Consider the following 23323-nt stretch of genomic DNA (forward strand, 5'->3'; position numbering starts at 1 on the left):
GTCGGATTTGCGAGGAACCCGTCATGATCAAGGTCAGGCAGCTCGCCCACGTCTGCATCTTCGCGCATGATCTGGACGCAACACGAAGCTTCTATCGCGACGTCCTTGGCCTGGATACGCAGTTCAATTTCCTGCGCGACGGCAAGATTTTCGGGTTCTACCTCAATTGCGGCGGGCGCAGCCATGTCGAGGTGTTCCAGAAGGACGGAGTTCGCTACAGCGACCTGAACCAGATCAACCATCTCTGCCTCGAAGTAGAAAACATCGATGCGGCGATCGCCCACATCCGCTCGAAAGGCGTTGACGTCACAACCAAGAAACACGCCTGCGACGACACCTTCCAGGCCTGGATTCGCGACCCCAACGACGTGAAGATCGAACTGTTCGAATATACCGAAAAAAGCGCGCAATTCGCCGGAGGCGATCGCATCGCCGACTGGTGAAAAGCGCCTGCCGGCCCTGACGGCTTACTTCAGTTCGATCTCGATAAAAGCGTATTCGCCTTCATTGGCGTTGATGACGTCGTGCTCGACGCCTTCCTTGCGGAAATAGGGCGCGCCCTTCTTCATTTCGGCGAAGGATTCGCCGTCCTTGGTCAACAGCTTCACCTTGCCGTCCATCAGCGGCACGACGACATAGTCGTGGCCGTGGCGGTGCCAGCCGGTGTTTTCACCCGGCGCGAAGCGGTATTCGGTGACGATGACACGCTCATTGTCGATGAAGACGGTGGCCTTGGCGGATCCGGTCATGGGGTTCTCCTGTCTGCCTCAAGCAGATGACATGGAGTGGCCGGGCGCGAGGGCCAGAGCGTGGCAGCGCATGACCCAGAAAATCGAAATCGATTTTCTGAAAGGATCATGCGCAAATCAAACTGCTACAGCGTCCTTTGCGCGTCCAAGGACGCGCGGCGCTGCAGATGACGCCAACAAAAAGCCCGGCGCGAGGCCGGGCTTGATGATCATGATTTTCAGATGGATCAGGCGAGGTTGCCATTGATCCAGTGCGACAGCGCGGTCTTCGGCGCGGCACCGACCTTCATGTCGGCCATTTCGCCGCCCTTGAAGATCATCAGCGTCGGGATCGAACGCACGCCGAACTGGGCGGCAAGCTCTGGATTCTCGTCGATGTTGAGCTTGGCGATCTTGACCTTGGCGCCGAGTTCGGTGGCGATGTCTTCGAGCGCCGGCGCGATCATCTTGCAGGGACCGCACCATTCCGCCCAGAAATCGACGACGACCGGTACGCTGGCGTCAAGCACGTCGGTCTGGAAGTTGCTCTTGTCGACCTTGACGGTTGCCATATGGGAAATCCTTTCGAAGTTTTTGTCCCACCAAATGTGGTGGTGATCGTGCCCTTCTTCAAGCAGGTGTTGTGTCACGCTCCCGTGAGTCGAGCAAGGGCGTCATCCATGGCACCGGCCGGCAGTTCGATCAGCCGCGGCGCCTCGGTGAACAGCAAGGCCGCCTTGACCGTGCGGCCGGGATAGAGCGGTTGCAGCAAGGCGCGATAGAGCGCGAGCTGGAGCAGGTATGCCGGCGGAACTTCGGCCAGAGTGGCGGGCGCCGGCCGGTTGGTCTTGTAGTCGACGATCGAGACCGTGTCCGACGTCACCGCCAACCGGTCGATCTTGCCGGAAATCGAGCGCTTTTCGCCCTTGACCTCCAGGCTGCCCATGATCGCGACCTCGGCACGTGACGACGGTGCAAACAGCTGACCGAAGCCGGGATCCGCAAGGATGGATGTGACCGACGCCAGGGCCTTTTCACGCTCTGACGCAGGCCAGCCCGCGCCCGTTCGCAAGAGATAGCGCTCCGCCGCGCCCGCGCGTTCGGGCTCGGCAATGCCAGGCAACATCTGCAGCAGTTTGTGCAGGGCAAGTCCACGCAGCACCGCAAAGCCCGGCTCGGCATCGGCGTCCAGCACCGGCGACGCCTTGTCGACCACGGCTTCCTTGCCTTCGTCGATCAGCGCCGAGGCGCCGGATGGCGACAGCGGACGCGGCAAATCCTCGAAAGGCGGCAGGGGCCGGAACAGGCCCACCGGCAATGGCCCGAAAGCATCGGCCTGCCGTACCTGCTCAGCAGAGCTTGGCGCGACGGGCGGCAGCTTGGTCACGTGGAAGCGATGCACCGGCTCACCGCCGGCGGGATGCGGACGCTGCTCGCTTTCAGGAGCGCCGATCAGCGCACGGCTGACGATCGAGTGCCAGGTGCCGGCGTTCGGCGCCCGCTTGCCGTGATAGCCGCAGACAATCAGCCGGTCCTCGGCACGGGTCATGCCGACATAGAGCAGCCGGCGGTATTCGTCGTCGGCGAGTTCTCGGGCCCGCGCTGCTGCTGCTTTGGAAAAGCCGTTGGCAACATCGCTGGCCGAGCGCCAGAGATAGCCCTTGCCGTCCCAATATGCGCCGGAGCTATCGAAGGGCATCAGGCGCGGCAGATGCTGATCGCTGAACGGGGCCGAACCACCATCGACCAGGAACACGACCGGCGCTTCCAGGCCCTTGGCGGCGTGCACGGTCATGACCCGAACCTCGTCACGGGTCTGGTCCATCTCGCGCTTGATCTCGGGACCTGCGTTTTCCAGCGTCGACAGGAAGGCTTCCAGCCCCGGCAGGCCGGTTTGCTCCTCGGCAAGGCAGAAACTGAGGAACTCGTCGAGAATGTCGCCGGCTTCAGGGCCAAGCCGCGCGATCATCTTGCGGCGCACGCCATCGCGCGCCAGCAGGGCGGCATAGAACTCGAACACCGGCTTGAAGGCGGCTTCATCAGTCCAGGTATCGAGCCGGGCGACGACCGCCGCCAGGCGCTCGCTTTCGTCGGCATGAGCGCGCAGCGATGCGACCAGCGACAGGCCCGGCGGCCTCTCCGCCGCGAGCTCGAAAAGCATCTCTTCAGGCAGATCGAAGATCGGGCTGCGCAGCACGGCGGCGAGCGACAGATCGTCCTGCGGCTGGATGAGGAGATGACCGAGCGCGATCAGGTCCTTGACCGCGATATGGCCTGGCAGGCTCAACCGGTCGGCGCCGGCAACCGGAATGTCGCGGCGTTTGAGCGCCCGGGTCAGCGCATGGACAAAGCGATCGCGCTTGCGCACCAGCACCAGCACGTCGCCCGGCCGCAACCGCTTGCCACGGCCTTCGATGATCTCGCCGGTGCCGATCCAGCCGGCAATGGTAGCGGCGACATTCTCGGCAACGCGCACCGCCGGCGCATGCGCATGGTCGATGGCTTGCGTCCAGTCGTCGGGCTCATCGACGACATCGGCGCCGACCGACGGCCACACCTCGACATAGCCTGGCGCATCGGTGCGGATCGCCTGGTGGCGCAGCGGATCGGGATCATGGCTGATGCCGCGCCGCACGCTTGCGTCGGCAAAGACGCGGTCGACCGCGGTCAGAACGTCGTCGGTCGAGCGGAACGACCAGGTCAGCTTGAGGTCGGCAAAGGACGCCTCGGCGTCACGCAATCGTCCCGCAAACAACAGCCGGCTGTCGGCGAAGGAGTCCGGGGCGGCACCCTGGAACGAATAGATCGACTGCTTCTCGTCACCAACGGCGAAGACCGTGCGATGGACCCTGTCGCGGGCGCCGAAGCCGGCAAAGAATTCTTCCGCCAGGCGCTTCACCACTTCCCATTGATCCGGGCTGGTGTCCTGCGCCTCGTCGAGCAGGATATGATCGATGCCCTGGTCGAGCTTGTATTGCACCCAGGGGCCGGCGTCAGGCCGCGCCAGCAGGTTGACGGTGCGGGTGATCAGATCGTTGAAGTCGAGAAAGCCGCGGCTGCGCTTCAGCACCTCGTAGCGGGCGATCAGCCAGTCGGCGATGGTCAGCGCGGCGCGTGTGCCTTCCAGCATCCTGAACAGGGCCAACCGGTCGACTGTTTCGATGATGGCTTTGGTCGCCGAGAGATAACGATCCGCCAGATCCGGCAGCCTGTCGACCAGAGCCTTCTTGAAGGCCTTTGCCGGGTCGTAGGCATCGCCATCGGTCTTGAGGAATGCTCGCGCCAGCAGTTGCAGGCGGCGAATGGGATCGCCCTCGGCGAAAGCCTGGCGCGCATAGGGCAGGATGTTGTTCAGCACCGATCTGGCATCAGTGGCTTCTGCGGCCTGAGCGAAGCCGGCAAAATAGTCCGGCAGGAAACCCGGCAACGGCCACACCGACGCCGCGATGCCCTCGGCGGTCTGGCCGGGGCGGAAATCGAACTCATCAAACAGGGCCTGGAAGCGCGTGCCGTCGCGTCCGACGGCGTCGATGAAATTGCGCAGGCCGTCGCGCTTGCGCACGATCTCGCCCAGCAAGGCGTCGAGCCCGGCTTCGCCGCCACGGTCGAGAATGGTGGCAAAGGCCTCGGTCAGATCCTTTTCGCCGGCGGCTGTGCCGGAGATCATGTCGCGGCGCGCCGCGGCAAACAGCGATGCCTCCATCTGGCCGTCGAGCATCTCGAAATGGGCCGGGATGTTGGCTTCCAGCGGGAACTGGTGCAGCACCGATTCGCAGAAGGCGTGGATGGTCTGGATCTTCAGCCCGCCGGGTGTTTCCAGCGCCTCGGCGAACAGGCGCCGCGCCCGGCGCATGGTCTCGAGATCGGGCCGGCGGCCTTCCAGCGCCTCGACCTTTGCCGCAAGGTCCGCGTCACCGAGCGTCGTCCATTCCGACAGTGTCGAGAACACCCGGTTGGACATGTTGGCTGCAGCGGCGCGCGTATAGGTCAGACATAGTATCTTCGACGGGTCAGTACCGCGCAGCAGCAGCCGGATGACGCGCTGGGCCAGCACATGGGTCTTGCCGGAGCCGGCATTCGCCGACACCCAGGCGGAATTGCCAGGATCGGCGGCGCGGGCTTGGCTGGTCGCGGTATCGCTGGGGATGGGATAGGCCTTCTTCATGCCTCCCCTCCCTCATCACCGGCATCGCCGCCTGCCGACCATTCAAGCACGCGGGCAAGATGGTCGTAGTCGCCATCGGTCTCGCCTTCGCGAAACGGCAGCGCGCGCGACAGGTATCCGGTCGCCGGGTCGGCATAGTGGATCAACAGCTTTTCCAGCCGCGCCCAGGCCTCTTCGGCAAGATCAGTGGCGGTTCGCGGTTGGCGATTGTGTTCGAGGATCGATTCCTCGAACACCTCGCCATTCGGCTTCAATCGCACGAAAGCCAGTTGCGAGGGCTCGCGCGCGCCCAGATCCTTGAAGGCGCCGCGCCTGAGCAGCGCACCCTCCAGCGCCAGCTGCGGCGCCAGCAGCGTGTGCGCCTGCGCCTTGGACGGCGAGGAGCCGGTCTTGTAGTCCAATATGTCGGCCATGCCGCCGGCCAGAAGATCGACGCGGTCGGCGTAGCCGGACAGCGTCACGCCTGACTGACCGACGACGGTCTTTCCGGCGCGCTCCTCGGCGTGCCGCCGGATCACCGCGTCGGCGCGCGTGCGCTCCCACTCGATGATGTTGGCGGCGAGTTTCTCGAAGCGCGGCCACCACACCGCCTCGACATCAGCCGGAAGTGCGGCTTCGGCAAAACAGGCGCGGCCGGCGGCGATGAGGCCGGCGAGTGCATCGAGCGCGCGCGGATCGGCGACGCGCGCCGAGAACAGGTGCAGGATGGCGTGAAACAGCGTGCCGCGCTCGGCCGCACCGGGGTCGCGAATGACCGGATCGAGCGGCATCAGGCCAAGGATCCGTCTTGCATAGACGGCGTAGGGGTCACGGCGCAGGGTCTCGATCTCGGTGACCGAGAAATGGCCTGGGCGCACCGACAGTGGCGGTTTGGGCTGCGGCCGCGGCGCGAAATCCTGTCTCGGGCCGGCATCGAGAGAGCGTGCCCAGGCGAGCAATTCGTCGCCACGCAGGCGCAGCGCCGCCGCCTGGTCGTTGCCGATGAAGGTGAGCAGCCGCTGCAGCCAGCGTGACGGCACGGCGGGGGCGTCGCCGGCGCGTGCCGAGCGGGCCAGCACCACCTTCCTGGCGCCCATGGCCATCTGGAAATCATGCGCGGCAAGGCCGATACGACGCTCGGGCGGTTCGAGATCGATACCGGTCTTCATCAGCCGCGACATGAAGCGGTCGCTCTCCGGCTTGCGCGGCCATACGCCCTCGTTGAGGCCACCGATGACCAGCGTATCGACGGTCTGCAACCGGGCTTCCAGCGCGCCCCAGATGGCGATGTTCCTGTCGGTGCCTTGCGCCGGCTTGACCGTTTCGGCCGCGATCAGCGCCGCCATCACGTCGGGCCACTCATTGCCCGCGAACGACAAGGGCGCCGAAGCCGCGACCAGCCCGCGCAGCAGTTCGGCAAGCTTTTCACCGGCGTCACCGGCATAGAGTTCGCCAAGGCCGCCATCGGCGGTACGGCCGAGATTTTCGAGTGCGACGACGCTGGCCCTGACCAGCGCGGCAAGGTCGGCGTCCGCCTGGCCACGGAAAGCCGCGAGCGGCGCCAGCGCTTGTTTGAGACGTTCGAGCAAACTCCGCGCGCTTTCGATGGAGCGCACGGTCAACCAGGAAAACCAGAAGGGCGGCCGGCTGCCGCTGCCGAGGCCGGTGAGGCGGGCCTCGAACAGTTCCGGCAGCGAAACGATGTCGGGGCGGCCAGTGCCGCCGCGCAGCGCCACCAGTTCGACCAGTTCCGCCGCGTGGCGCACATCAGCCCGTTCGAGGCCGAGGCCAAGCAGCGGATGCTTGAGCAGCGACAACAGGCCAACCGGATCGCCTGGCCGGAACAACGCCTCGAGTGCCAGCCTGAGCAGGCTGGCCGGCGGGGTGTTGGCGAGCGGCGTGCCACCGGAATCGTCGGCGACGACGCCGAAGCGCTGGAGCTCGATCGAGACGCGCCGCGCCAGTGCGCGGTCGCCGGTGACGAGAGCCGCCCTTTGGCCGGGTTGTTCGACCGCGCGCTTGAGCGCGACGGCGATGGCGACGGCTTCATCGCGCTCGCTGGCGGCTTCCAGCAAGGTCACTTCGGCGAAGGCGCCGGTAATGTCGGATGCCGGGAACCCGGCACGCGTCTCAGCCCAGAGTTCGGTGGTCTCGGCCGGCCGCAATGCTTCGCCGACAAGGGCGGCGCGAAGCGCAAGTTGCGGTTCGCCCGCGCCGATCTCCTCGACATCGCCGCGCAGCACGCCGATCTTGGCGATCAGCCTGGCGAGGCCATATTGCGGGTGGCCAAGCACGGCCGGACGCGCACCTGGCGCCGCGATTGCCTGGAAGGACGCTTCGTCCAGCGTCCGGTCGAGACCGGGCAGCACGATGGCACCGCCGGGCAAGCGCGCGATCGCGGCAAGCAGCTCGGCCGTGGCCGGTATCGAGCCGGTCGAGCCCGCGGCGATGACCGGGCCGGTCGGCGGATTGCGCTGCAGCCGCGCCGCCTCGGCTCGGATCAGCGCGCTGCGATGCGCGGCGGGATTGGAGCGGTCGCTCCCTTCAAGGAATTTCGGCCAGGCGTCGGTGACGATGCCGAGGAATTCGAGCGTTACCTGCCACCATCCGGCAAGGTTGCCGGTCACCAGACCGGTGAGCTTGGCCCAGTCGGTGCCCTCCGTCTCGATCTCGTCCATCAGCCGGGCGAGATCGCGCGCCAGCCAGATCGCGTCGGCGGTGGAGGCCGGGATGACGATCTCCTCGGCAAAAAGGGCGGCGACATGTGCCGGCAGCCGGCGTTTCCAGGCGCGCACCAGCGGCGTCAGCAGCAACAGGCGTTCGGTTGCCGCGATCGGCGGTGCGAGATCGATGGCTGCCGATGCCTCAGTCTCGAATGCGGCCTCATCCTCATCGAACTCGCCGAGTGGGCGGATGACCGGCAGGATCGCCGAACCGCCGCCGCCGCGCGCAGCCAGGCTGTCGACGAAGACACCTCGCAAGGCACGCGCGGCACGGCGCGTCGGCACATAGATGGTGACATCGGCCAAAGCGAGCGGATCGCCATCAAAGCGAAACCCCGGAACAAGGCGGCCGGCAAGCAGCGCCTCAGCAAGCGTCGGCAGAAACGGCGCTCCGGGGGGAATTGAGAAAACGCGGCTTGAGCCGCTCATTGCGACTCGGTCAGTGCGCCGGCGACCGCCGCTTCCGCGAGCGCAACGGCGTCGGGCGTACCGACGGTGATCCAATGGCCATGCATCGGCATGCCGAACAGGCGCCCTGCGGCAATGGTCGAATCGAAATAGGCGTTGAGCGAGTGCGGCCCGGCCGGCGCGTCCTTGAACAGGCGCGGATGGATAATCGCCGCGCCGGCGTAAATCAGGCCCGCCGGATCCCCCTTTGAGCGCCGCAAGCCGCCATCCGGCTCCACCAGGAAATCGGTGCTGCCGCAGTGTCCGGTCGCCTGATGGAGATCCGCCAGCATCAGCAGAATATCCATTTTCGCCGCGTCCCATGCAAGGGCGAGACGCTGGAGATTGAGGGGACCATCGTCGATCCAGAACGTGTCGGCGTTGAGGATGTAGAAGGGCTGCTCGCCCAATTCCGGCAACGCCTTGACGATGCCGCCCGCGGAATCGAGCAGTTGTTCGCTCTCATCGGAGATGACGATCCGTGGCGCGCGGCGCGCGGCGACATGGGCGACGATCTGTTCGGGAAAGTAATGGACGTTGACGACTGCCTTGGTGACACCGGCGGCGGCCAGGCTGTCGAGGCTCCAGTCGAGCAACGTCTTGCCGGCGATCCTGACCAGCGGCTTGGGAATGGTGTCGGTGATCGGCCGCATGCGTTTGCCAAGCCCGGCGGCAAGTACGATGGCATTGTCCGGTCTTGCTGTCACAGCGTTCGCTCCTCCAGCAAACCGTTGGCATTGTAGAAATCCCGCAGGCTTGCCAGCGCCGGATGAGACAAGGCCCGGCGCAGATAATCGCGAATGCGCGGCAGGTGCTTCAGATAATAGGGCTTGCCGTCGCGCTCTTCGAGGCGGACGAAGATGCCGAGTATCTTGGAGTTTCGCTGCGCCGCCATGATGGCGTAGGATTCCAGGAAGCTTGCTTCGTCGAAAGCGCCGGCTGCGTGGCGCGCGGCGACATAGGCATCGAGTGTCTCCTTCTCGATCTCGGGCGACATCGTCACGCGAGCGTCCATGGCGAGCGAGGCGACGTCATAGGCGGACGGGCCGATCAGCGCATCCTGGAAATCGACGATGCCCAGCCGATCGTGGCCGGAGCGATCGCCGCGCCAGATGATGTTGGGCGAATGGAAATCACGCAGCATGAGTGTGACTTCGCGGCCTTGCAGCCGGTCGAGAAGCGCGTTCCATTCCTTGTGGTAGCCGGCGCGCAAGCTGTCGCTTGCCGGGCTGCCCGATATCGCCGGCACGTACCAGTCGACCAGCAGGTCGGCTTCGATCATCATGGCGTCGCGGTCGAAAGGCGGGACGTCGTGGAAGCCGCCCAACCCTGTTTCCAGGCGCCGCGGCCAGGTCCTGCCATGCATCATGGCCAGCAGCTCGGCCGCCGCCGCGTAGCGCTCGGCCAGCGGCTGGCCATCGCCGCCGAGAAACCCTTCCGAACCAAGATGTTCGAGCAGCAGGAACCCCTGCTCCTGGTCCTCGGCATGGATTTCCGGAACGCTGACCCCGCCGGCTTTCAAGGCGCGGTCGATGGCGACGAAGGCGGAGACCGACTGGGCGGTGTGCGCGATCTCGGCATAGGGCTTGCCGTCGCGAACCGGCGGGCCGAGCACCAGCCGTGGCGAGTTCATCAACACTTGAGGCTTCTGGTCCGGCAGCGAAACGATCTCATAGGAGCGGGCCGAAGCATCGCCGATGAAGTGGCGGCGCTGCGCTTCCCCCCAGCCTGTGCTCCCGAGAAAGTCGCGCATGGCCAGCGACCGCGCCGCACAATCGAAGGCAGCGCCCTGCCCCGACAATCTCGCCAACCGGCCGTCGCCATGCTCGACGAGTTCGATCAGGACCGTGGTTTTCGGCAGATAGGCCTCCGCCCGTTCCGGCCATTCGACCAAAGCAGCGCCTTGCGTCAGGGCTTCGTCGAACCCAAGCTCATCGAGCTCGGCCGCCGAGGACAGGCGGTAGAGATCGAAATGATGGACCGGGACGCGGGTGTCGTAGCTCTGCACCAGTGTGAAGGTCGGGCTCGGCACATCGAGGCCGGCATCGTCGGCCAAGGCCCTGATCAAGGCCCGTGCCAGCGTCGACTTGCCGGCGCCGAGATCGCCCTTGAGGGCAAGCACATCACCCGGGCGCAGCGACAGCGCCAGATCTTCGCCCAGCCGTGCTGTCTGTGTCTCGTCGGCGAGTGAACGCTCCAGCAGCAATCCCGTCATCGAGCGCGCTACTCGGCCGCGGCGCGGATGCCCGGCATGTCGGGAAAGGTGCAGATGACGGTCGTGCCCTTGTCCTTGCCGGTTTCGATGCGAACGCTGCCGCCATGCAGCTCGACAAAGCTCTTGACGATCGACAGACCAAGACCGGCGCCGCGCCGGCGGCCACCATTGGCGCGCGGCTCGAAACGGCGGAACACCGAATCGAGCAGGTCCGGCGGCATGCCCGGACCGTCGTCATGAACCGAGAATTCGACCCCGTCCGCCAGATGGCGGCAAGTGAGCCGGATGGTGCTGGCTTCCGGCGCATAGTTAGCGGCGTTGCTGAGCAGGTTGTAGAGGATCTGGCGGACGCGGATCTCATCGCCGTGAAACGTCTTCGGTGCGGCAGCGGCGTCGACCTCGAGCCTGATCGAATGCTCTTCCAGCCGGTCGGCCACCAGTTCGGCCGCGGCCGCGATGGTGCGATCGACGTGCACCTCGGAAATGTCGAGCTGCATGATACCGGCGTCCACCGTCGCCAGGTCGAGGATGTCGTTGACGATGGTGAGCAGGACCGAAGAGGACGAGCTGACATGCTCGACATATTCACGCTGCTTCTGCGTCAGCGGACCGGTCGTGGGCTGCGACAGCAATTCGGTGAAGCCGATGATGTTGGTCAGCGGCGAGCGCAATTCGTAGGAGACGTGCTGGACGAATTCGTTCTTGAGCTGATCGGATTTTTGCAGCGCCTCGTTCTTGTCCTTCAGCGCCCGTTCGACATTGACGCTGTCGGTGACGTCGACAAAGGTCATCATCACTTGCCCATTGGGTAGCGGGATGATGGCGTAGCTCAGCACATTTCCGTTGTTGAGCTCGGTCTGGCCGTGGCGGTCGCGGCGCTCGTCGTCGAAGCCGGTGATGGCGGCAACGAAGCCTGGCCAGGGACTATCCACCGCCTGCCGGTCGCAAAGGTCGCGGATCGTGGACACATGGACGTTGGGCTTGGCCGCCTCGCCGCTCAACCCCCAGAGCGTGGCGAAGGCGGGATTCGACAGCCGGAGCCTGCCGTCGGGGCCGAACACCGCCACGCCTTCGGCAAGATTGTCGAGCGTCTCGCCCTGGACCCGCACCGCTGTCTGGTAGCGGCTCTCGAGGTCCATCTTCTCGGTCAGGTTCTCGAACACCCAGGTCACGCCGCCCTTGGGCTGCGGGTTGGCGACGACGCGGATGGTCTTGCCGTCCGGCAAATGCCACCAATGTTCCTGCGACTCGACTGCGCGATAGGCGCCGAGCAGGCCTTCCTTCCAGCGGCGCCATTCAGGTTGCTCGGCGATCTTGCCATCGCTGCGCAGCCGGTCGAGTAGCAAGGCATTGTCGGGAGCGCTGTGCAGGAAGCCTGCGTCGAGACCCCATAGTTTCTGGAAGGCCTGGTTGAAGAACCGCAGCTTCTCGTCGGTGTCGAAAATGGCGACCGCCGTGTTGAGCTGGTCGAGCGTGTCGGCGTGGCTCCTGACGGTCCGTTCGTATTCGCCGCGAACCGCCTCGATGGCGCTGGTGTCGCAGGCAAGGCCGGCCGAGCCATCGCTGCCGGCGAAATCGGTGACCGCAAACACACGGCGGTCACCTCCGATCACGGTGGAAAGCGACTGCTCGAAAACCGGATGCGTCTTGTGCTGGGCGGCGATCGCATCGCGTGCCTGGCCGCCGAGGAATTCTTTCGCCTCCCGAACCGCGGCTTCGGCATTTTCAGCTTCGACCCCATCGGCATAGGCCCGGTTGACCCACTTCAGCCGCCCATCCTCACTGCGAAGCCATGCCGGCATATTCAGCGCGTCGAGGAAGCCGATCATCGTGTCGTGGTCGGCGGCCAGCCGCTGGTTCTCGATCTTCAGCCTTGCCTGGCTGCGCTGCGTCTCCGAGAGCGAGACGAAACGCACGAGCACATGCGCCGCGCTCTTGCGGCCATGCACTTCGAGCGGCGCGCCGGCCTGCGATTCGATGACGAGGTCGAAGGGTTTCGCCTTCTCGCGCAATCCCGCAACGGCATGTTCAAGTGCTGCCGCCGAACGCGGCATCAGCCAGCGGCCGAAAGCGAGGAAAGCGGCCCGGTCCTCCGGAGCGCCGCTTTCGACAGGCAATGTGCCGATGAGTTCGGGCTTCTTGTTTTCCGCGGCCCAGACGACCACGCGCTGGTCGCGCAGATTGAGCAGCGCCTCCGAGCGGCGGAGCGCCGCGTTGATGTCGGCGAGGCGGCTCCTGAGTTCGATATTCTCGGTCGAGGTGCGGGCTCTTTCGCGGATGAGAACGATGGCCGACAGAAGTGCGGCACCCGTGACGCCGACAAACACGGCAAGCTGCATGACCTCGACGGTGCTCACCGAAAATCCGGCGACCGCGGCAGCAGCGGTTTCGGCATGCGCGGCAGCACCAGCCAAGGGACCGGCCAGCGCGGAGGTGGCAAGGAAGATTGACGCGCGGGCGCGCCACGACAGGCTTCCGCTTTGCAAAGCGGAGCTGGTGATCCCCGAATCGTCATGGCCGCCGGAAACGGCCCGTCCCGCTCTGTGCGGGTGTTGCCCCGGCATGTCTTGGTCCTCTCCGCCGCCTGAATGCAAGACCGCCCTGATGCGCACCTCTCTTGAGCCCTCTCGGGATGGAAGCGTCGCGAATCACCTGACAATAACCCCTCGCCGAATCGCCGTGAAGGCGATTGCGCGCAAAAATAAAGCCGGGCGAAAAGTCAATCGCCCGGCCTCAATATCTGGTAGTAATTTTAGCTTTGGTTAATAGCGGTAGTGTTCCGGCTTGAACGGGCCCTGCGGCGTGACGCCGATATAGGCGGCCTGCTCACCCGACAATTCGGTCAGGCGGGCGCCGAGCTTGTCGAGATGCAGGCGTGCGACCTTTTCGTCGAGATGCTTGGGCAGCACATAGACCTGATTCTCGTACTGGCCGGGCTTGGTGTACAGCTCGATCTGGGCCAGCACCTGGTTGGTGAAGGATGCCGACATCACGAAGCTCGGGTGGCCGGTGGCGTTGCCGAGATTGAGCAGCCGGCCTTCCGACAAAAGGATCATCCGCTTGCCGTCCGGGAAGGTGATCATGTCGACCTGCGGCTTGACGTTGGTCCATTTCAGGTTGCGCAGCGACGCCACCTGGATCTCGTTGTCGAAGTGGCCGATGTTGCCGACGATCACCATGTCCTTCATCGAACGCATATGGTCAAGAGTGACGACATCCTTGTTGCCGGTGGTGGTGATGACGATGTCGGCGGTGGGTGCCGCATCTTCCAGCGTGACGACCTCAAAACCGTCCATGGCCGCCTGCAGGGCGCAGATCGGATCGACCTCGGTGACCTTGACGCGGGCGCCGGCGCCCTTGAGCGAGGCCGACGAGCCCTTGCCGACGTCGCCATAGCCGCAGACGACCGCGACCTTGCCGGCCATCATCGTGTCGGTGCCACGGCGGATACCGTCGACCAGCGATTCCTTGCAGCCATATTTGTTGTCGAACTTCGACTTGGTGACCGAGTCGTTGACGTTGATGGCGGGAAAGGGCAGCAGGCCCTTCTTCTGCAGCTGGTAGAGCCGGTTGACGCCGGTGGTCGTCTCTTCGGTGACGCCGCGGATCGCCGCCTTCTGCTTGGTAAAGAAGCCGGGCGAAGCCTTCAGGCGCTTCTTGACCTGGGCGTAGAAGTATTCCTCTTCCTCGCTCTGCGGGTTGGACAGCACGTCCTCGCCAGCCTCGGCGCGGGCGCCGATCAGGATGTACATGGTGGCGTCGCCACCATCATCGAGGATCATGTTGGAGAGGCCGCCGTCGGCCCACTGGAAGATCTTGTCGGTGTAGTCCCAATACTCCTCGAGCGACTCGCCCTTGACGGCGAACACCGGGATGCCGGCTTCGGCGATGGCCGCGGCCGCGTGATCCTGGGTCGAGAAGATGTTGCAGGAGGCCCAGCGGATATCGGCGCCGAGCGCCTTCAGCGTCTCGATCAGCACCGCCGTCTGGATCGTCATGTGCAGCGAGCCGGTGATGCGCGCGCCCTTGAGCGGCTTCTTGGCACCGAATTCCTCACGGCAGGCCATAAGGCCCGGCATTTCGGTTTCGGCGATATCGAGTTCCTTGCGGCCCCAGCCGGCAAGCGAGATGTCGGCGACCACATAGTCCTTGCTACCCGTCATGGCAGTGCTCCGATGCGAATGTTGTGCTGCGAATTGGTTGCGGATGCGCCCGCGCCGGTCGGCGCGTCAAAGGGCGCGAATAGGCGGCCTGACTAGCAGATCAAGGCGAAGACGACAATGGGATATAAAGAAATCTTTATCCCTGCATGTCTCTCGGACATGCATTCGCGGTGTACGGGTTCAGCTTTCCTCGCCGAAGCGGGATGCCACCAACTGTTCCAGCGCGTCGATGACCTGCCGGGCCTCCGGCCCGCTGGCGGTGACGCGGATCGAGTAGCCGGGGCTTGCCGCCAGCATCATCAGGCCCATGATCGAGGTGCCGCCGACCTTGACGCCGTCCTTCTCGACATGCACCGAGGCGTCGAAGCCGCTGGCCAGCTGGACGAACTTCGCCGAGGCGCGCGCGTGCAGGCCGCGCTGGTTGATGATGGGAAAGTCCCTAGTGATCGGATCCTTGGCGATGTGGTCTTTTTCCGGGGACAGCGCGTTCATTTGCTGCTCAGGAGCTGGCTGGCGACGTTGATGTATTTGCGCCCCGCGGCCTGGGCCTCGTCGAGGGCCGCCGCCATATTGTCGCCCTTGCGGATCGAGGAGAGCTTGATCAGCATCGGCAGGTTCATGCCGGCGATCACTTCGGTGCGGCCGGATTCCATCACCGAAATGGCAAGATTGGACGGCGTGCCGCCGAACATGTCGGTCAGCACGATGACGCCCGTCCCGGTGTCGACACGGGCAACCGCGTCGACGATGTCGCGGCGACGCTGCTCCATATCGTCGTCGGCGCCAATCGCCACGGTTTCGAAATTGTCTTGTGGCCCGACGACGTGTTCCACGGCATGTCGAAACTCGGCGGCCAGTTGACCGTGCGTTACAAGCACGAGTCCGATCATTCTTTGGTGGCTCCCGTCATCGCCGCTTCACAGGCGCATTTTATGCTCGCCAGCCATTCCAGGCGGCGGGAGCGCTATCTTGTCGACGCGCGGCCCGTTGACAAGCCCAAAATTGCGCAGGCCCATGCCATTTTGACGCATTGCAGCAAAAAAGTCGGGGCGGATCATAGAAAAGGCGCGATCGACAGCCGCGCCATCACGGCGGGCAAGGCCGTGGCGGCGTTACGCTCGGCAAGGTCGATACGCGGCACTGGGCAGCCCGCGACCGGCTCGCTGATTTCCTCCTGGAAACGGGCCATCTCTGCCTTTGGCACCAGCCTCACATGCAGGTCGATCACTCCGCCCGGCTCGAACGGCAGCGGGCGCGGCATGAATCCAGGCACCTCGGCGAGACCGGCGATGGTCGCCGGCACGCGACAGACCAGTCGGCCGGAGCGGGCCGAGGCAAGCAGCCTGTCGTCGCCGATCAGCCGCGAGAATAGCCCGCGCGCGCGGCAATGGTCCAGGAGTGTCAGCGCCAGCGTCGTCTTGCCGGCGCCGGACGGCCCGGTGATAAGGACGCCACGCTCGCCGATCAGGATCGCGGTTCCGTGAATGTTTTCAGGCTGCGCAACTGGATCATGCACGATCTTGCCCGATCATGTTTTTGGATGAAGCATGATCTCTGGACGAACGGAACCGTTCGTCCGAGAAAATCGGTTTCCACTTCTCGGAATCATGCCTGTTGGATGGAGCATGATCTTGTCCGAGAACCGGTTCCCACTTCTCGGAATCATGCTTCGGCCGGCAATGTCACGACAAACCGTGCGCCCTTGATCTCGCCGGGTTTGGTGCCGGGGATGTTCTCGGCGGTCAACGTGCCGCCATGGGCCTCGACGATCTGCCTGGATATCGACAGGCCAAGGCCCGAATTCTGCCCGAACGCCTCGCCGGCCGGCCGGTCGGTGTAGAAGCGTTCGAAGATGCGGTCAATGTTGTCGGCGCGGATGCCGGGACCATTGTCGTCGATGGTGACGATGTTGAACTTGCCGGCGCGCGCCAGCGACAGGGTGATGTGGCCATGGTCCTCGGGAACGAAGGAACGGGCGTTCTCGATCAGGTTGGTGATGACCTGGCCGATGCGCAGATCATGCCCGACGACGACATAGCCTTTGACGCCCTGCGGCAGTTTGGCGACCTTGAACTCGATTTCGACCGCCTTCTTGTTGCGCGTTGCCTCACGCGAAACGGCGACCAGATCGGTGATGAATTTCTTCAAATCGACCGTCCCGGCATCCTCGCGCGCCAGTTCGGCGTCCAAGCGTGAGGCGTCGGAAATATCGGTAATGAGCCGATCCAGCCGCCTGACATCGTGCTGGATGATGTCCATCAGCCGGCCGCGCGAATCGTCGTTCTTGGCCAGCGGCAAGGTCTCCACCGCGCTGCGCAGCGATGTCAGCGGGTTCTTCAATTCATGCGACACGTCAGCCGCAAAGCTTTCGATCGCCTCGATGCGGGCGTAAAGCGCGTTGGTCATGTCACGTATGGCGATCGACAGATTGCCGATCTCGTCCTGACGGTCGGAAAAGTCGGGGATTTCCTCACGGCTCTTGACGCCGCGCCGCACGCGCACTGCGGCCGCTGACAGCCGGCGCAGTGGGTTGGCGATGGTGGAGGCCAGCAGCATCGACAGGATGGCGGTGACCAGCGCCGCGATGCCGAAGACGCGCAGGATGGCCTTGCGTTCGGCGGCGACGATCTTGTCGATGTCGCCGCCTTCGGTCGACAGCATCAGCACGCCGAGAACGGCGCGGAAGCGCTGGATCGGCACCGCCACGGAAACAATCTGCTCGCCCTGTTCCGAGATGCGCACGATGGTCGACGGGCTGCCGGTGAGCGCCTTGACCACTTCCGGGAAAGCGGCGCCATTGCCGCCCGGCTGCTCGTGATAGACCGGCAGCTCAGTGTTGCGGAAAAAGTCGAAGACGAATTTCTGGATGCGCTCGACCAGATCGGGCTCTTCCTCGTCGACCGGCGGCAGGTCGTAGCGCAGGATCTGGCCGCGCGAATAGAGATGGCGTGAATCGAGCAGCAGGTTGGCGTCGCGGTCATAGATGCGAGCACGCGTGCGGGTCGGCGAGATCAGCCTTCTCAGCACCGGCGCGACGCGCTCCGGGTTGATCGGGAAGTCGAGATTGTCGAGTTGGTCGGAGCCCGGTCCCAGGCTTTCGCCGGCCTGCAGCTCGAGCAGCTTTTCCGGGTCGATGCTGATCGAATCCGTCTCGACCGTCGCCGAGGCGGCGATAGCACCGGCGATGATCTCGCCCTGGGTCATCAGGCTTTCGACGCGGGCGTCGATCAGCCCGTCGCGGAAGGTGTTGAGATAGAGGATGCCGGTCACCAGGACGGCAAGGCCGGCAAGGTTGAGGAAGAGGATACGCCGCGTCAGGCTGGAAAAGATATGATGGCCGAGGAAGCGGCGCATCGGCACCGTGATCTTCGACACGAAGGACGGCATGATACGCGACGGCCGCCTCGAGGCGCCCGCCGGTCTTGTTCGCTGTGCTTCCACTGCCATCGAATAGCAGTCCCTGCTACTTACGCTTCGCGGAACCGGTATCCGACTCCGTAAAGGGTTTCGATCATCTCGAAGTCGTCGTCGACAGCCTTGAACTTCTTGCGCAGCCGCTTGATGTGACTGTCGATGGTGCGGTCGTCGACATAGACCTGTTCATCATAAGCCGAATCCATCAGCGCATCACGGCTTTTTACGACACCGGGACGCTGCGCCAGCGAATGCAGGATCAGGAATTCGGTGACGGTCAGCGTCACCGGCTCGCCCTTCCAGGTGCAGGTGTGGCGCTCCTGGTCCATGACGAGCTGGCCGCGCTCGAGCGAGCGGGCCTGCTGGCTGGGTGTCTTGGCGGCAGCCTCGCGGGCACTGGCCCGGCGCAGCACGGCGCGCACCCGCTCGACCAGCAGACGCTGCGAGAACGGTTTGCGGATGAAGTCGTCCGCGCCCATCTTGAGGCCGAACAATTCGTCGATCTCGTCATCCTTGGAGGTCAGGAAGATCACCGGAAGGTCGGACTTCTGGCGCATCCGGCGCAGCAGTTCCATGCCGTCCATGCGCGGCATCTTGATGTCGAGGATGGCAAGATTCGGCGGGCGGGCCGCCAGTCCTTCCAGCGCTGACGCACCATCCGTGTAGGTCTCGACGCGATACCCCTCGGATTCGAGGGCGATCGACACCGATGTCAGAATGTTGCGGTCGTCATCGACAAGCGCGATTGTTGCCATTTCAAGCGGCTCCCTCATGAGCTGTCCCTTCTTTCGTAGAGAAGGGGCTTTTGCAGGACAAATTAGGTACAAAATGTGGCATAGGCCTTGTCCGCTGTCACGCGCGGCATGCCGGCGGCCACAATCCTACCTCGATATGGATTGGACGAACGAACATCGCCAATCCTTTGGGCAACCGCGAAACTTTTTGCACATATAAACGATTTAAACAACTTTCAAAATATTTAAATCGATTAATGATTTGATATCATTTGGCTTTTCTGGTTCTGACCATCTCAGCCTGCGGTGCGGGCATGCCGGAAACGTACCGGCAAAGATGCGGCAAATCCAAGAAGGGACACCCATGTCGGAAGTCGGCAAACGCAATTCTGCCTGCGCGATCGATCATATCGGCCTGAAAACCACCGGCGTGGTGCGTTATAATTTCGGTGCGGCTGCTCTTTATGAGGAATCGATCCGGCGCGGCGAAGCCCGATTGACGGCACATGGCGCGCTGGTCGCCGAGACCGGCCAGCACACCGGCCGCTCGCCCAAGGACAAGTTCGTCGTCCGTGACGGCGCCACCGAACCGCATGTCTGGTGGGACAACAACAAGGCGATCTCGCCGGCCCAGTTCGAGACGCTGCTTGCCGATTTCCAGGCGCATGCCTCAGACAAGGATCTTTACGTCCAGGATCTGATCGGCGGCGCCGATGCGGAGCTGAAGCTGCCAACCAGGGTGATCACCGAATTTGCCTGGCACTCGCTGTTCATCCGCAATCTGCTCATCCGACCGGATGCTGCCGAACTCGAGCATTTCGTGCCTGACATGACGATCATCGACCTGCCGTCCTTCCGCGCCGATCCCGCGCGCCACGGCAGCCGCACCGAAACGGTGATCGCCGTGGATCTTTCGCGCAAGATCGTGCTGATCGGCGGCACCTCCTATGCCGGCGAGATGAAGAAGTCGGTGTTCACCATGCTCAACTATCTGTTGCCGGTGAAAGGCGTGATGCCGATGCATTGCTCGGCCAATGAGGGTGCGGCCGGCGACGCCGCCATCTTCTTCGGCCTGTCGGGCACCGGCAAGACGACGCTCTCTGCCGATCCCTCGCGCACGCTGATCGGCGATGACGAGCATGGCTGGGGGCCGCACGGCATCTTCAATTTCGAAGGCGGCTGCTACGCCAAGACGATCAAGCTGTCGGCGGAAGCCGAGCCGGAAATCTTTGCCACCACTCAACGCTTCGGCACCGTTCTGGAAAATGTCGTGCTCGACGCTGATGGCGTGCCGGATTTCAACGATGGGCGGCTGACTGAAAACACGCGCTGCGCCTACCCGCTGGACTTCATCCCCAACGCCAGCAAGACCGGGCGCGCCAGTCATCCGAAGAACATCATCATGCTGACCGCCGATGCGTTCGGCGTGATGCCGCCGATCGCGCGGCTCACCCCCGCGCAGGCGATGTATCATTTCCTGTCCGGCTACACCGCCAAGGTGGCCGGAACCGAAAAGGGCGTAACCGAACCCGAAGCGACGTTTTCGACCTGTTTCGGCGCGCCGTTCATGCCGCGCCATCCATCGGAATACGGCAATCTGCTGCGCGAACTGATTGCCCGCCACGATGCCGATTGCTGGCTGGTCAACACCGGCTGGACCGGCGGCGCCTACGGCACCGGCAAGCGCATGCCGATCAAGGCGACGCGAGCGTTGCTTACCGCCGCACTCGACGGCTCGCTGAAGACGGCCGAGTTCCGCACCGATGCCCATTTCGGTTTCGAGGTGCCGGTGGCTGTCCCGGGCGTCGACAGCGCCATCCTCGACCCGCGATCGACCTGGGCCGACAAGGCCGGTTATGATCGGCAGGCGGCAAGACTAGTCGGCATGTTCGCCGTCAACTTCGAGAAATTCGAAAGCCATGTCGACGCCGTGGTGCTGGGTGCGGCGCCGCGCATGCAGGAAGCGGCGGAGTAATCGCGCCATCGAGCTCAGCTATCGTTGAAAGGCCCGGCTTCGATCGGGCCTTTTCTTTTTTGATCCGCCGCGCCATGACTGCGGCATGGCGAGCGACGACAACATCATCATATCAGGCGATGCGGTGATCTACCCGGGCGACCTGCACGAGGACTTCATCCGCTCGTCGGGTCCCGGCGGCCAGAATGTCAACAAGGTGGCGACGGCGGTGCAGCTGCGCTTCGACGCGGCCAACGCAACGGGCCTGTCGGAGCGCGTGCGCGAGCGGACGATCAAGCTTGCCGGCCAGCGTGCCACCAAGGACGGTGTCATCGTCATCGAAGCGGGCCGCTTCCGCACCCAGGAACAGAACCGGGCGGACGCTCGGGCACGGCTTACGGCACTGGTCGCCAAGGCCGCCGAACCGCCGCCGCCGCCGCGCAAGAAGACGCGGCCGTCGAAAGGCGCCGTGGAGCGACGGCTGAAGAGCAAGGCCGGACGCGGCACGATCAAGAAACTGCGCGGCCGGGTGGAGAACGATTAAGCACCACACCAATCGCGTGCACAAAACGGCTTCCCATTTTGAACCGCAGATGCAAGGTTCCACCATTGCCACAGCAAGGGAGACCAAAGATGGGCATGTTCGATTTCGTCAAGAGCGTCGGCAAGAAACTGGGCATCGGTAGCGACGAAGAAGCCGCACCCACTGCCGACACGCTCAAGAAGGAACTTGATTCGCACAAGCTCGGCACCGATGGTGTCGAGGTCGTCGTCAAAGGCGACACAGCGGTGCTGAAGGGTGTGGTCAAGGATCAGTCGATCTTCGAAAAAGCGGTCATCGCCGTCGGCAACACGCTCGGCGTCTCCAAGGTGCAGGCGGACGAGTTGCAGGTCGCACCAGAGGCCGGCACGGCAGCTGCCCCGGCCAAGGAGCCAACCTTCTACACCGTCCAGAAGGGCGACAACCTCTGGAAGATCGCCGAGAAGAGCTACGGCAAGGGCAAGGGTGCGAAGAACACGATCATCTTCGAGGCCAACAAGCCGATGCTGACCCATCCCGACAAGATCTATCCAGGCCAGGTGCTGCGCATTCCAGATATCGCCTGATCAAGGCGATTGCCAATTAGGCATGAGCGGCGGCTTTCGGGTCGCCGTTTTCTTTTGATCGTGACATTTTACGGTTCCGAACCATCCAGGAGGTGACCTAACCCGTGCTCGTCCTGCCCAAAGGCGTCCGCCACATGCCGGCCTACCTGTCACGCAGCGTGCAGGAAGCGCTGGTCGAGGACGTGAGAAGCATTGTGCAGCAGGCGCCGCTGTTCGTGCCGGCCATGCCGCGCACGGGCAAGGAGATGAGTGTGCGCATGACCAATTGCGGCCCGCTCGGCTGGGTCACAGACAAGGAGCATGGCTATCGCTACCAGCCGACGCACCCGGTGACCGGAGCGCCATGGCCGCCAATCCCGGAGGCGCTGCTTGAGCTATGGCGGCAGGTCTCGGGCTATCCGCACCCGCCGGAAGCGTGCCTCATCAATTTCTACACGCCGGACGCAAAAATGGGCCTGCATCAGGACCGCGACGAGGCCGATTTTTCGGCGCCGGTCGTCTCCGTCTCATTGGGCGACGATTGCCTGTTCAGGGTCGGTCAGACGACGCGTGAGGGCGGCACAAAGTCGTTCCGGCTGAAAAGCGGCGACGTCGTGGTGCTCGGCGGCGAGGGCCGCCTGTGCTTCCACGGCGTCGATCGAATCTACCCGTCGACCTCGGCGCTGCTGAAAAATGGCGGGCGGATCAATCTGACGCTGCGGCGGGTGACGAAGCCGGCCGTCACAGCTTCCTGAGCGCCACTTCCTCGATCAGGTGATCGGCACCCTTGCGCAGGATGAGGTCGGCGCGGGCTCGCGTCGGCAGGATGTTCTCGCGCAGATTCTTCAGGTTGATGTTGGTCCACAGGCCTTCGGCGATGGCGCGGGCTGAATCCTCCGAGAGCTGCGAATAGCGGTGAAAGAAGGAGTCCGGATTGCGGAAGGCCGTCTCGCGCAGCCGCATGAAGCGGGAAATGTACCACTGGTGGATCAGCTTCTCGTCGGCATCGATGTAGATGGCGAAGTCGAAGAAGTCCGACAGGAAGGGCACGATCTTGCCGTCCTGCGGCAGCTTGCCGGGCTGCAGGACATTGATGCCTTCGAAGATCAGGATGTCGGGCCGGTCGATGGTGACGAACTCGCCGGGAATGACGTCATAGGTCAGGTGCGAATAGACCGGCGCGCGGACATTGGGCAGCGCCGACTTGATGCCCGAGAGGAAGCGCAGCAGCGCGCCGACATCGTAGCTATCGGGAAAACCCTTGCGTTCCATCAGGTTCTCGCGGCGCAGCACCTCGTTGGGCAGCAGGAACCCGTCGGTGGTGATGAGGTCGACCTTGGGGCTCGAGGGCCAGCGCGCCAAAAGTTCCTTCAACACACGCGCCGTGGTCGATTTGCCGACCGCGACGGAACCGGCGATGCCGATGATGAAAGGCGTCTTGACGATGTCCACCGCGTTGAAGAAGGCCTGGCGTTGCCTGAAAAGCAGCTGGCTCGCTTCGACATGCGCGGACAAAAGCCGCGACAGCGACAGATAGATGCGCTTGACCTCTTCGAGGTCGACAGGGTCGTTGAGCGAGCGCAGACGGCGGAATTCATCCGCGCTCAGCGTCAGCGGCGTGTCGGCACGGAATTGCGACCATTGATCGGCGGAGAAGAAACGAAAGGGGGAATATTTCTCGGTTGGCGCGAGCTGATCCATCGAGATACCTGCCC

19 protein-coding genes are annotated in these 23323 nt (G+C 64.0%); 5 read left to right on the top strand and 14 right to left on the bottom strand.

Annotated elements, in window-relative coordinates:
- Positions 1 to 23 precede the first annotated feature (23 nt).
- Positions 24 to 443, top strand: a complete 420-nt coding sequence (locus C8D77_RS20070) for a VOC family protein (protein ID WP_109666950.1) — start codon at positions 24 to 26, stop codon at positions 441 to 443.
- Between the two features lie 24 nt (positions 444 to 467).
- Here the strand turns inward: C8D77_RS20070 and C8D77_RS20075 are convergent, their stop codons facing one another.
- The 13 genes from C8D77_RS20075 to C8D77_RS20140 form a co-directional block, all read right to left on the bottom strand.
- Complete coding sequence (locus C8D77_RS20075; RefSeq protein ID WP_013528325.1) at positions 468 to 749, bottom strand: cupin domain-containing protein; 282 nt, start codon at positions 747 to 749, stop codon at positions 468 to 470.
- A gap of 227 nt (positions 750 to 976) precedes the next feature.
- The gene (gene trxA, locus C8D77_RS20080) at positions 977 to 1300 is read right to left on the bottom strand and encodes a thioredoxin (protein WP_056589334.1); all 324 of its coding nucleotides are present in this window, start codon (positions 1298 to 1300) and stop codon (positions 977 to 979) included.
- A gap of 74 nt (positions 1301 to 1374) precedes the next feature.
- Positions 1375 to 4893: a double-strand break repair helicase AddA gene (gene addA, locus C8D77_RS20085; protein ID WP_109666952.1), complete on the bottom strand. Its 3519-nt coding sequence runs from the start codon at positions 4891 to 4893 to the stop codon at positions 1375 to 1377.
- Positions 4890 to 8024 (bottom strand): double-strand break repair protein AddB, encoded by a 3135-nt coding sequence (gene addB / locus C8D77_RS20090; RefSeq protein ID WP_109666954.1) that lies wholly within the window; start codon positions 8022 to 8024, stop codon positions 4890 to 4892. Before addB ends, addA begins: the two co-directional genes overlap by 4 nt.
- Positions 8021 to 8749 (bottom strand): nucleotidyltransferase family protein, encoded by a 729-nt coding sequence (locus tag C8D77_RS20095; RefSeq protein ID WP_109666956.1) that lies wholly within the window; start codon positions 8747 to 8749, stop codon positions 8021 to 8023. The genes addB and C8D77_RS20095 overlap by 4 nt, the downstream gene beginning before the upstream one ends.
- Positions 8746 to 10257 (bottom strand): tRNA (adenosine(37)-N6)-threonylcarbamoyltransferase complex ATPase subunit type 1 TsaE, encoded by a 1512-nt coding sequence (tsaE, locus tag C8D77_RS20100; RefSeq protein WP_109666958.1) that lies wholly within the window; start codon positions 10255 to 10257, stop codon positions 8746 to 8748. Before tsaE ends, C8D77_RS20095 begins: the two co-directional genes overlap by 4 nt.
- An 8-nt stretch (positions 10258 to 10265) precedes the next feature.
- The gene (locus C8D77_RS20105; RefSeq protein WP_109666961.1) at positions 10266 to 12821 is read right to left on the bottom strand and encodes a sensor histidine kinase; all 2556 of its coding nucleotides are present in this window, start codon (positions 12819 to 12821) and stop codon (positions 10266 to 10268) included.
- 198 nt (positions 12822 to 13019) lie between these two features.
- A complete protein-coding gene (gene ahcY, locus C8D77_RS20110) occupies positions 13020 to 14420 on the bottom strand; it encodes an adenosylhomocysteinase (RefSeq protein ID WP_109666963.1) in 1401 nt (466 codons plus the stop codon).
- Positions 14421 to 14600: 180 nt separating this feature from the next.
- Positions 14601 to 14912, bottom strand: coding sequence for an HPr family phosphocarrier protein (locus tag C8D77_RS20115; RefSeq protein WP_056589312.1), 312 nt, complete (start codon positions 14910 to 14912; stop codon positions 14601 to 14603).
- Entirely contained in the window at positions 14909 to 15310 is a 402-nt protein-coding gene (locus C8D77_RS20120) for a PTS sugar transporter subunit IIA (RefSeq protein WP_056589309.1), read from the bottom strand. The genes C8D77_RS20115 and C8D77_RS20120 overlap by 4 nt, the downstream gene beginning before the upstream one ends.
- A 164-nt stretch (positions 15311 to 15474) precedes the next feature.
- A complete protein-coding gene (locus C8D77_RS20130) occupies positions 15475 to 15936 on the bottom strand; it encodes an HPr kinase/phosphorylase (protein ID WP_109666967.1) in 462 nt (153 codons plus the stop codon).
- Positions 15937 to 16082: 146 nt separating this feature from the next.
- Complete coding sequence (locus C8D77_RS20135; protein WP_109666969.1) at positions 16083 to 17867, bottom strand: sensor histidine kinase; 1785 nt, start codon at positions 17865 to 17867, stop codon at positions 16083 to 16085.
- A gap of 20 nt (positions 17868 to 17887) precedes the next feature.
- On the bottom strand, positions 17888 to 18589 hold the full coding sequence (locus C8D77_RS20140) for a response regulator transcription factor (protein WP_013528337.1): 702 nt from the start codon (positions 18587 to 18589) through the stop codon (positions 17888 to 17890).
- Positions 18590 to 18932: 343 nt separating this feature from the next.
- Between C8D77_RS20140 and C8D77_RS20145 the strand changes: the two genes are divergently transcribed.
- The 4 genes from C8D77_RS20145 (at position 18933) to C8D77_RS20160 (ending at position 22363) form a co-directional block, all read left to right on the top strand.
- Complete coding sequence (locus C8D77_RS20145) at positions 18933 to 20543, top strand: phosphoenolpyruvate carboxykinase (protein WP_109666972.1); 1611 nt, start codon at positions 18933 to 18935, stop codon at positions 20541 to 20543.
- Between the two features lie 85 nt (positions 20544 to 20628).
- The gene (gene arfB / locus C8D77_RS20150) at positions 20629 to 21066 is read left to right on the top strand and encodes an alternative ribosome rescue aminoacyl-tRNA hydrolase ArfB (protein WP_109666974.1); all 438 of its coding nucleotides are present in this window, start codon (positions 20629 to 20631) and stop codon (positions 21064 to 21066) included.
- Positions 21067 to 21155: 89 nt separating this feature from the next.
- The gene (gene lysM, locus C8D77_RS20155) at positions 21156 to 21629 is read left to right on the top strand and encodes a peptidoglycan-binding protein LysM (RefSeq protein WP_109666976.1); all 474 of its coding nucleotides are present in this window, start codon (positions 21156 to 21158) and stop codon (positions 21627 to 21629) included.
- Between the two features lie 104 nt (positions 21630 to 21733).
- Entirely contained in the window at positions 21734 to 22363 is a 630-nt protein-coding gene (locus C8D77_RS20160; protein WP_109666978.1) for an alpha-ketoglutarate-dependent dioxygenase AlkB family protein, read from the top strand.
- Here C8D77_RS20160 and coaA read toward each other — a convergent pair.
- On the bottom strand, positions 22350 to 23309 hold the full coding sequence (coaA, locus tag C8D77_RS20165; protein ID WP_109666980.1) for a type I pantothenate kinase: 960 nt from the start codon (positions 23307 to 23309) through the stop codon (positions 22350 to 22352). The two genes, C8D77_RS20160 and coaA, sit on opposite strands and share 14 nt — an antisense overlap.
- Between the last annotated feature and the right edge of the window lie 14 nt (positions 23310 to 23323).

Source organism: Mesorhizobium loti, assembly GCF_003148495.1.
Lineage (GTDB): Bacteria > Pseudomonadota > Alphaproteobacteria > Rhizobiales > Rhizobiaceae > Mesorhizobium > Mesorhizobium loti.

Bases quoted from the DNA above. Each gene is read 5' to 3' on its own strand.
- C8D77_RS20070 (WP_109666950.1), top strand. From the start codon at position 24: ATGATCAAGGTCAGGCAGCTCGCCCACGTCTGCATCTTCGCGCATGAT.
- C8D77_RS20075 (WP_013528325.1), bottom strand. From the start codon at position 749: ATGACCGGATCCGCCAAGGCCACCGTCTTCATCGACAATGAGCGTGTC.
- trxA (WP_056589334.1), bottom strand. From the start codon at position 1,300: ATGGCAACCGTCAAGGTCGACAAGAGCAACTTCCAGACCGACGTGCTT.
- addA (WP_109666952.1), bottom strand. From the start codon at position 4,893: ATGAAGAAGGCCTATCCCATCCCCAGCGATACCGCGACCAGCCAAGCC.
- addB (WP_109666954.1), bottom strand. From the start codon at position 8,024: ATGAGCGGCTCAAGCCGCGTTTTCTCAATTCCCCCCGGAGCGCCGTTT.
- tsaE (WP_109666958.1), bottom strand. From the start codon at position 10,257: ATGACGGGATTGCTGCTGGAGCGTTCACTCGCCGACGAGACACAGACA.
- C8D77_RS20105 (WP_109666961.1), bottom strand. From the start codon at position 12,821: ATGCCGGGGCAACACCCGCACAGAGCGGGACGGGCCGTTTCCGGCGGC.
- ahcY (WP_109666963.1), bottom strand. From the start codon at position 14,420: ATGACGGGTAGCAAGGACTATGTGGTCGCCGACATCTCGCTTGCCGGC.
- C8D77_RS20115 (WP_056589312.1), bottom strand. From the start codon at position 14,912: ATGAACGCGCTGTCCCCGGAAAAAGACCACATCGCCAAGGATCCGATC.
- C8D77_RS20120 (WP_056589309.1), bottom strand. From the start codon at position 15,310: ATGATCGGACTCGTGCTTGTAACGCACGGTCAACTGGCCGCCGAGTTT.
- C8D77_RS20135 (WP_109666969.1), bottom strand. From the start codon at position 17,867: ATGGCAGTGGAAGCACAGCGAACAAGACCGGCGGGCGCCTCGAGGCGG.
- C8D77_RS20140 (WP_013528337.1), bottom strand. From the start codon at position 18,589: ATGGCAACAATCGCGCTTGTCGATGACGACCGCAACATTCTGACATCG.
- C8D77_RS20145 (WP_109666972.1), top strand. From the start codon at position 18,933: ATGTCGGAAGTCGGCAAACGCAATTCTGCCTGCGCGATCGATCATATC.
- arfB (WP_109666974.1), top strand. From the start codon at position 20,629: ATGGCGAGCGACGACAACATCATCATATCAGGCGATGCGGTGATCTAC.
- lysM (WP_109666976.1), top strand. From the start codon at position 21,156: ATGGGCATGTTCGATTTCGTCAAGAGCGTCGGCAAGAAACTGGGCATC.
- coaA (WP_109666980.1), bottom strand. From the start codon at position 23,309: ATGGATCAGCTCGCGCCAACCGAGAAATATTCCCCCTTTCGTTTCTTC.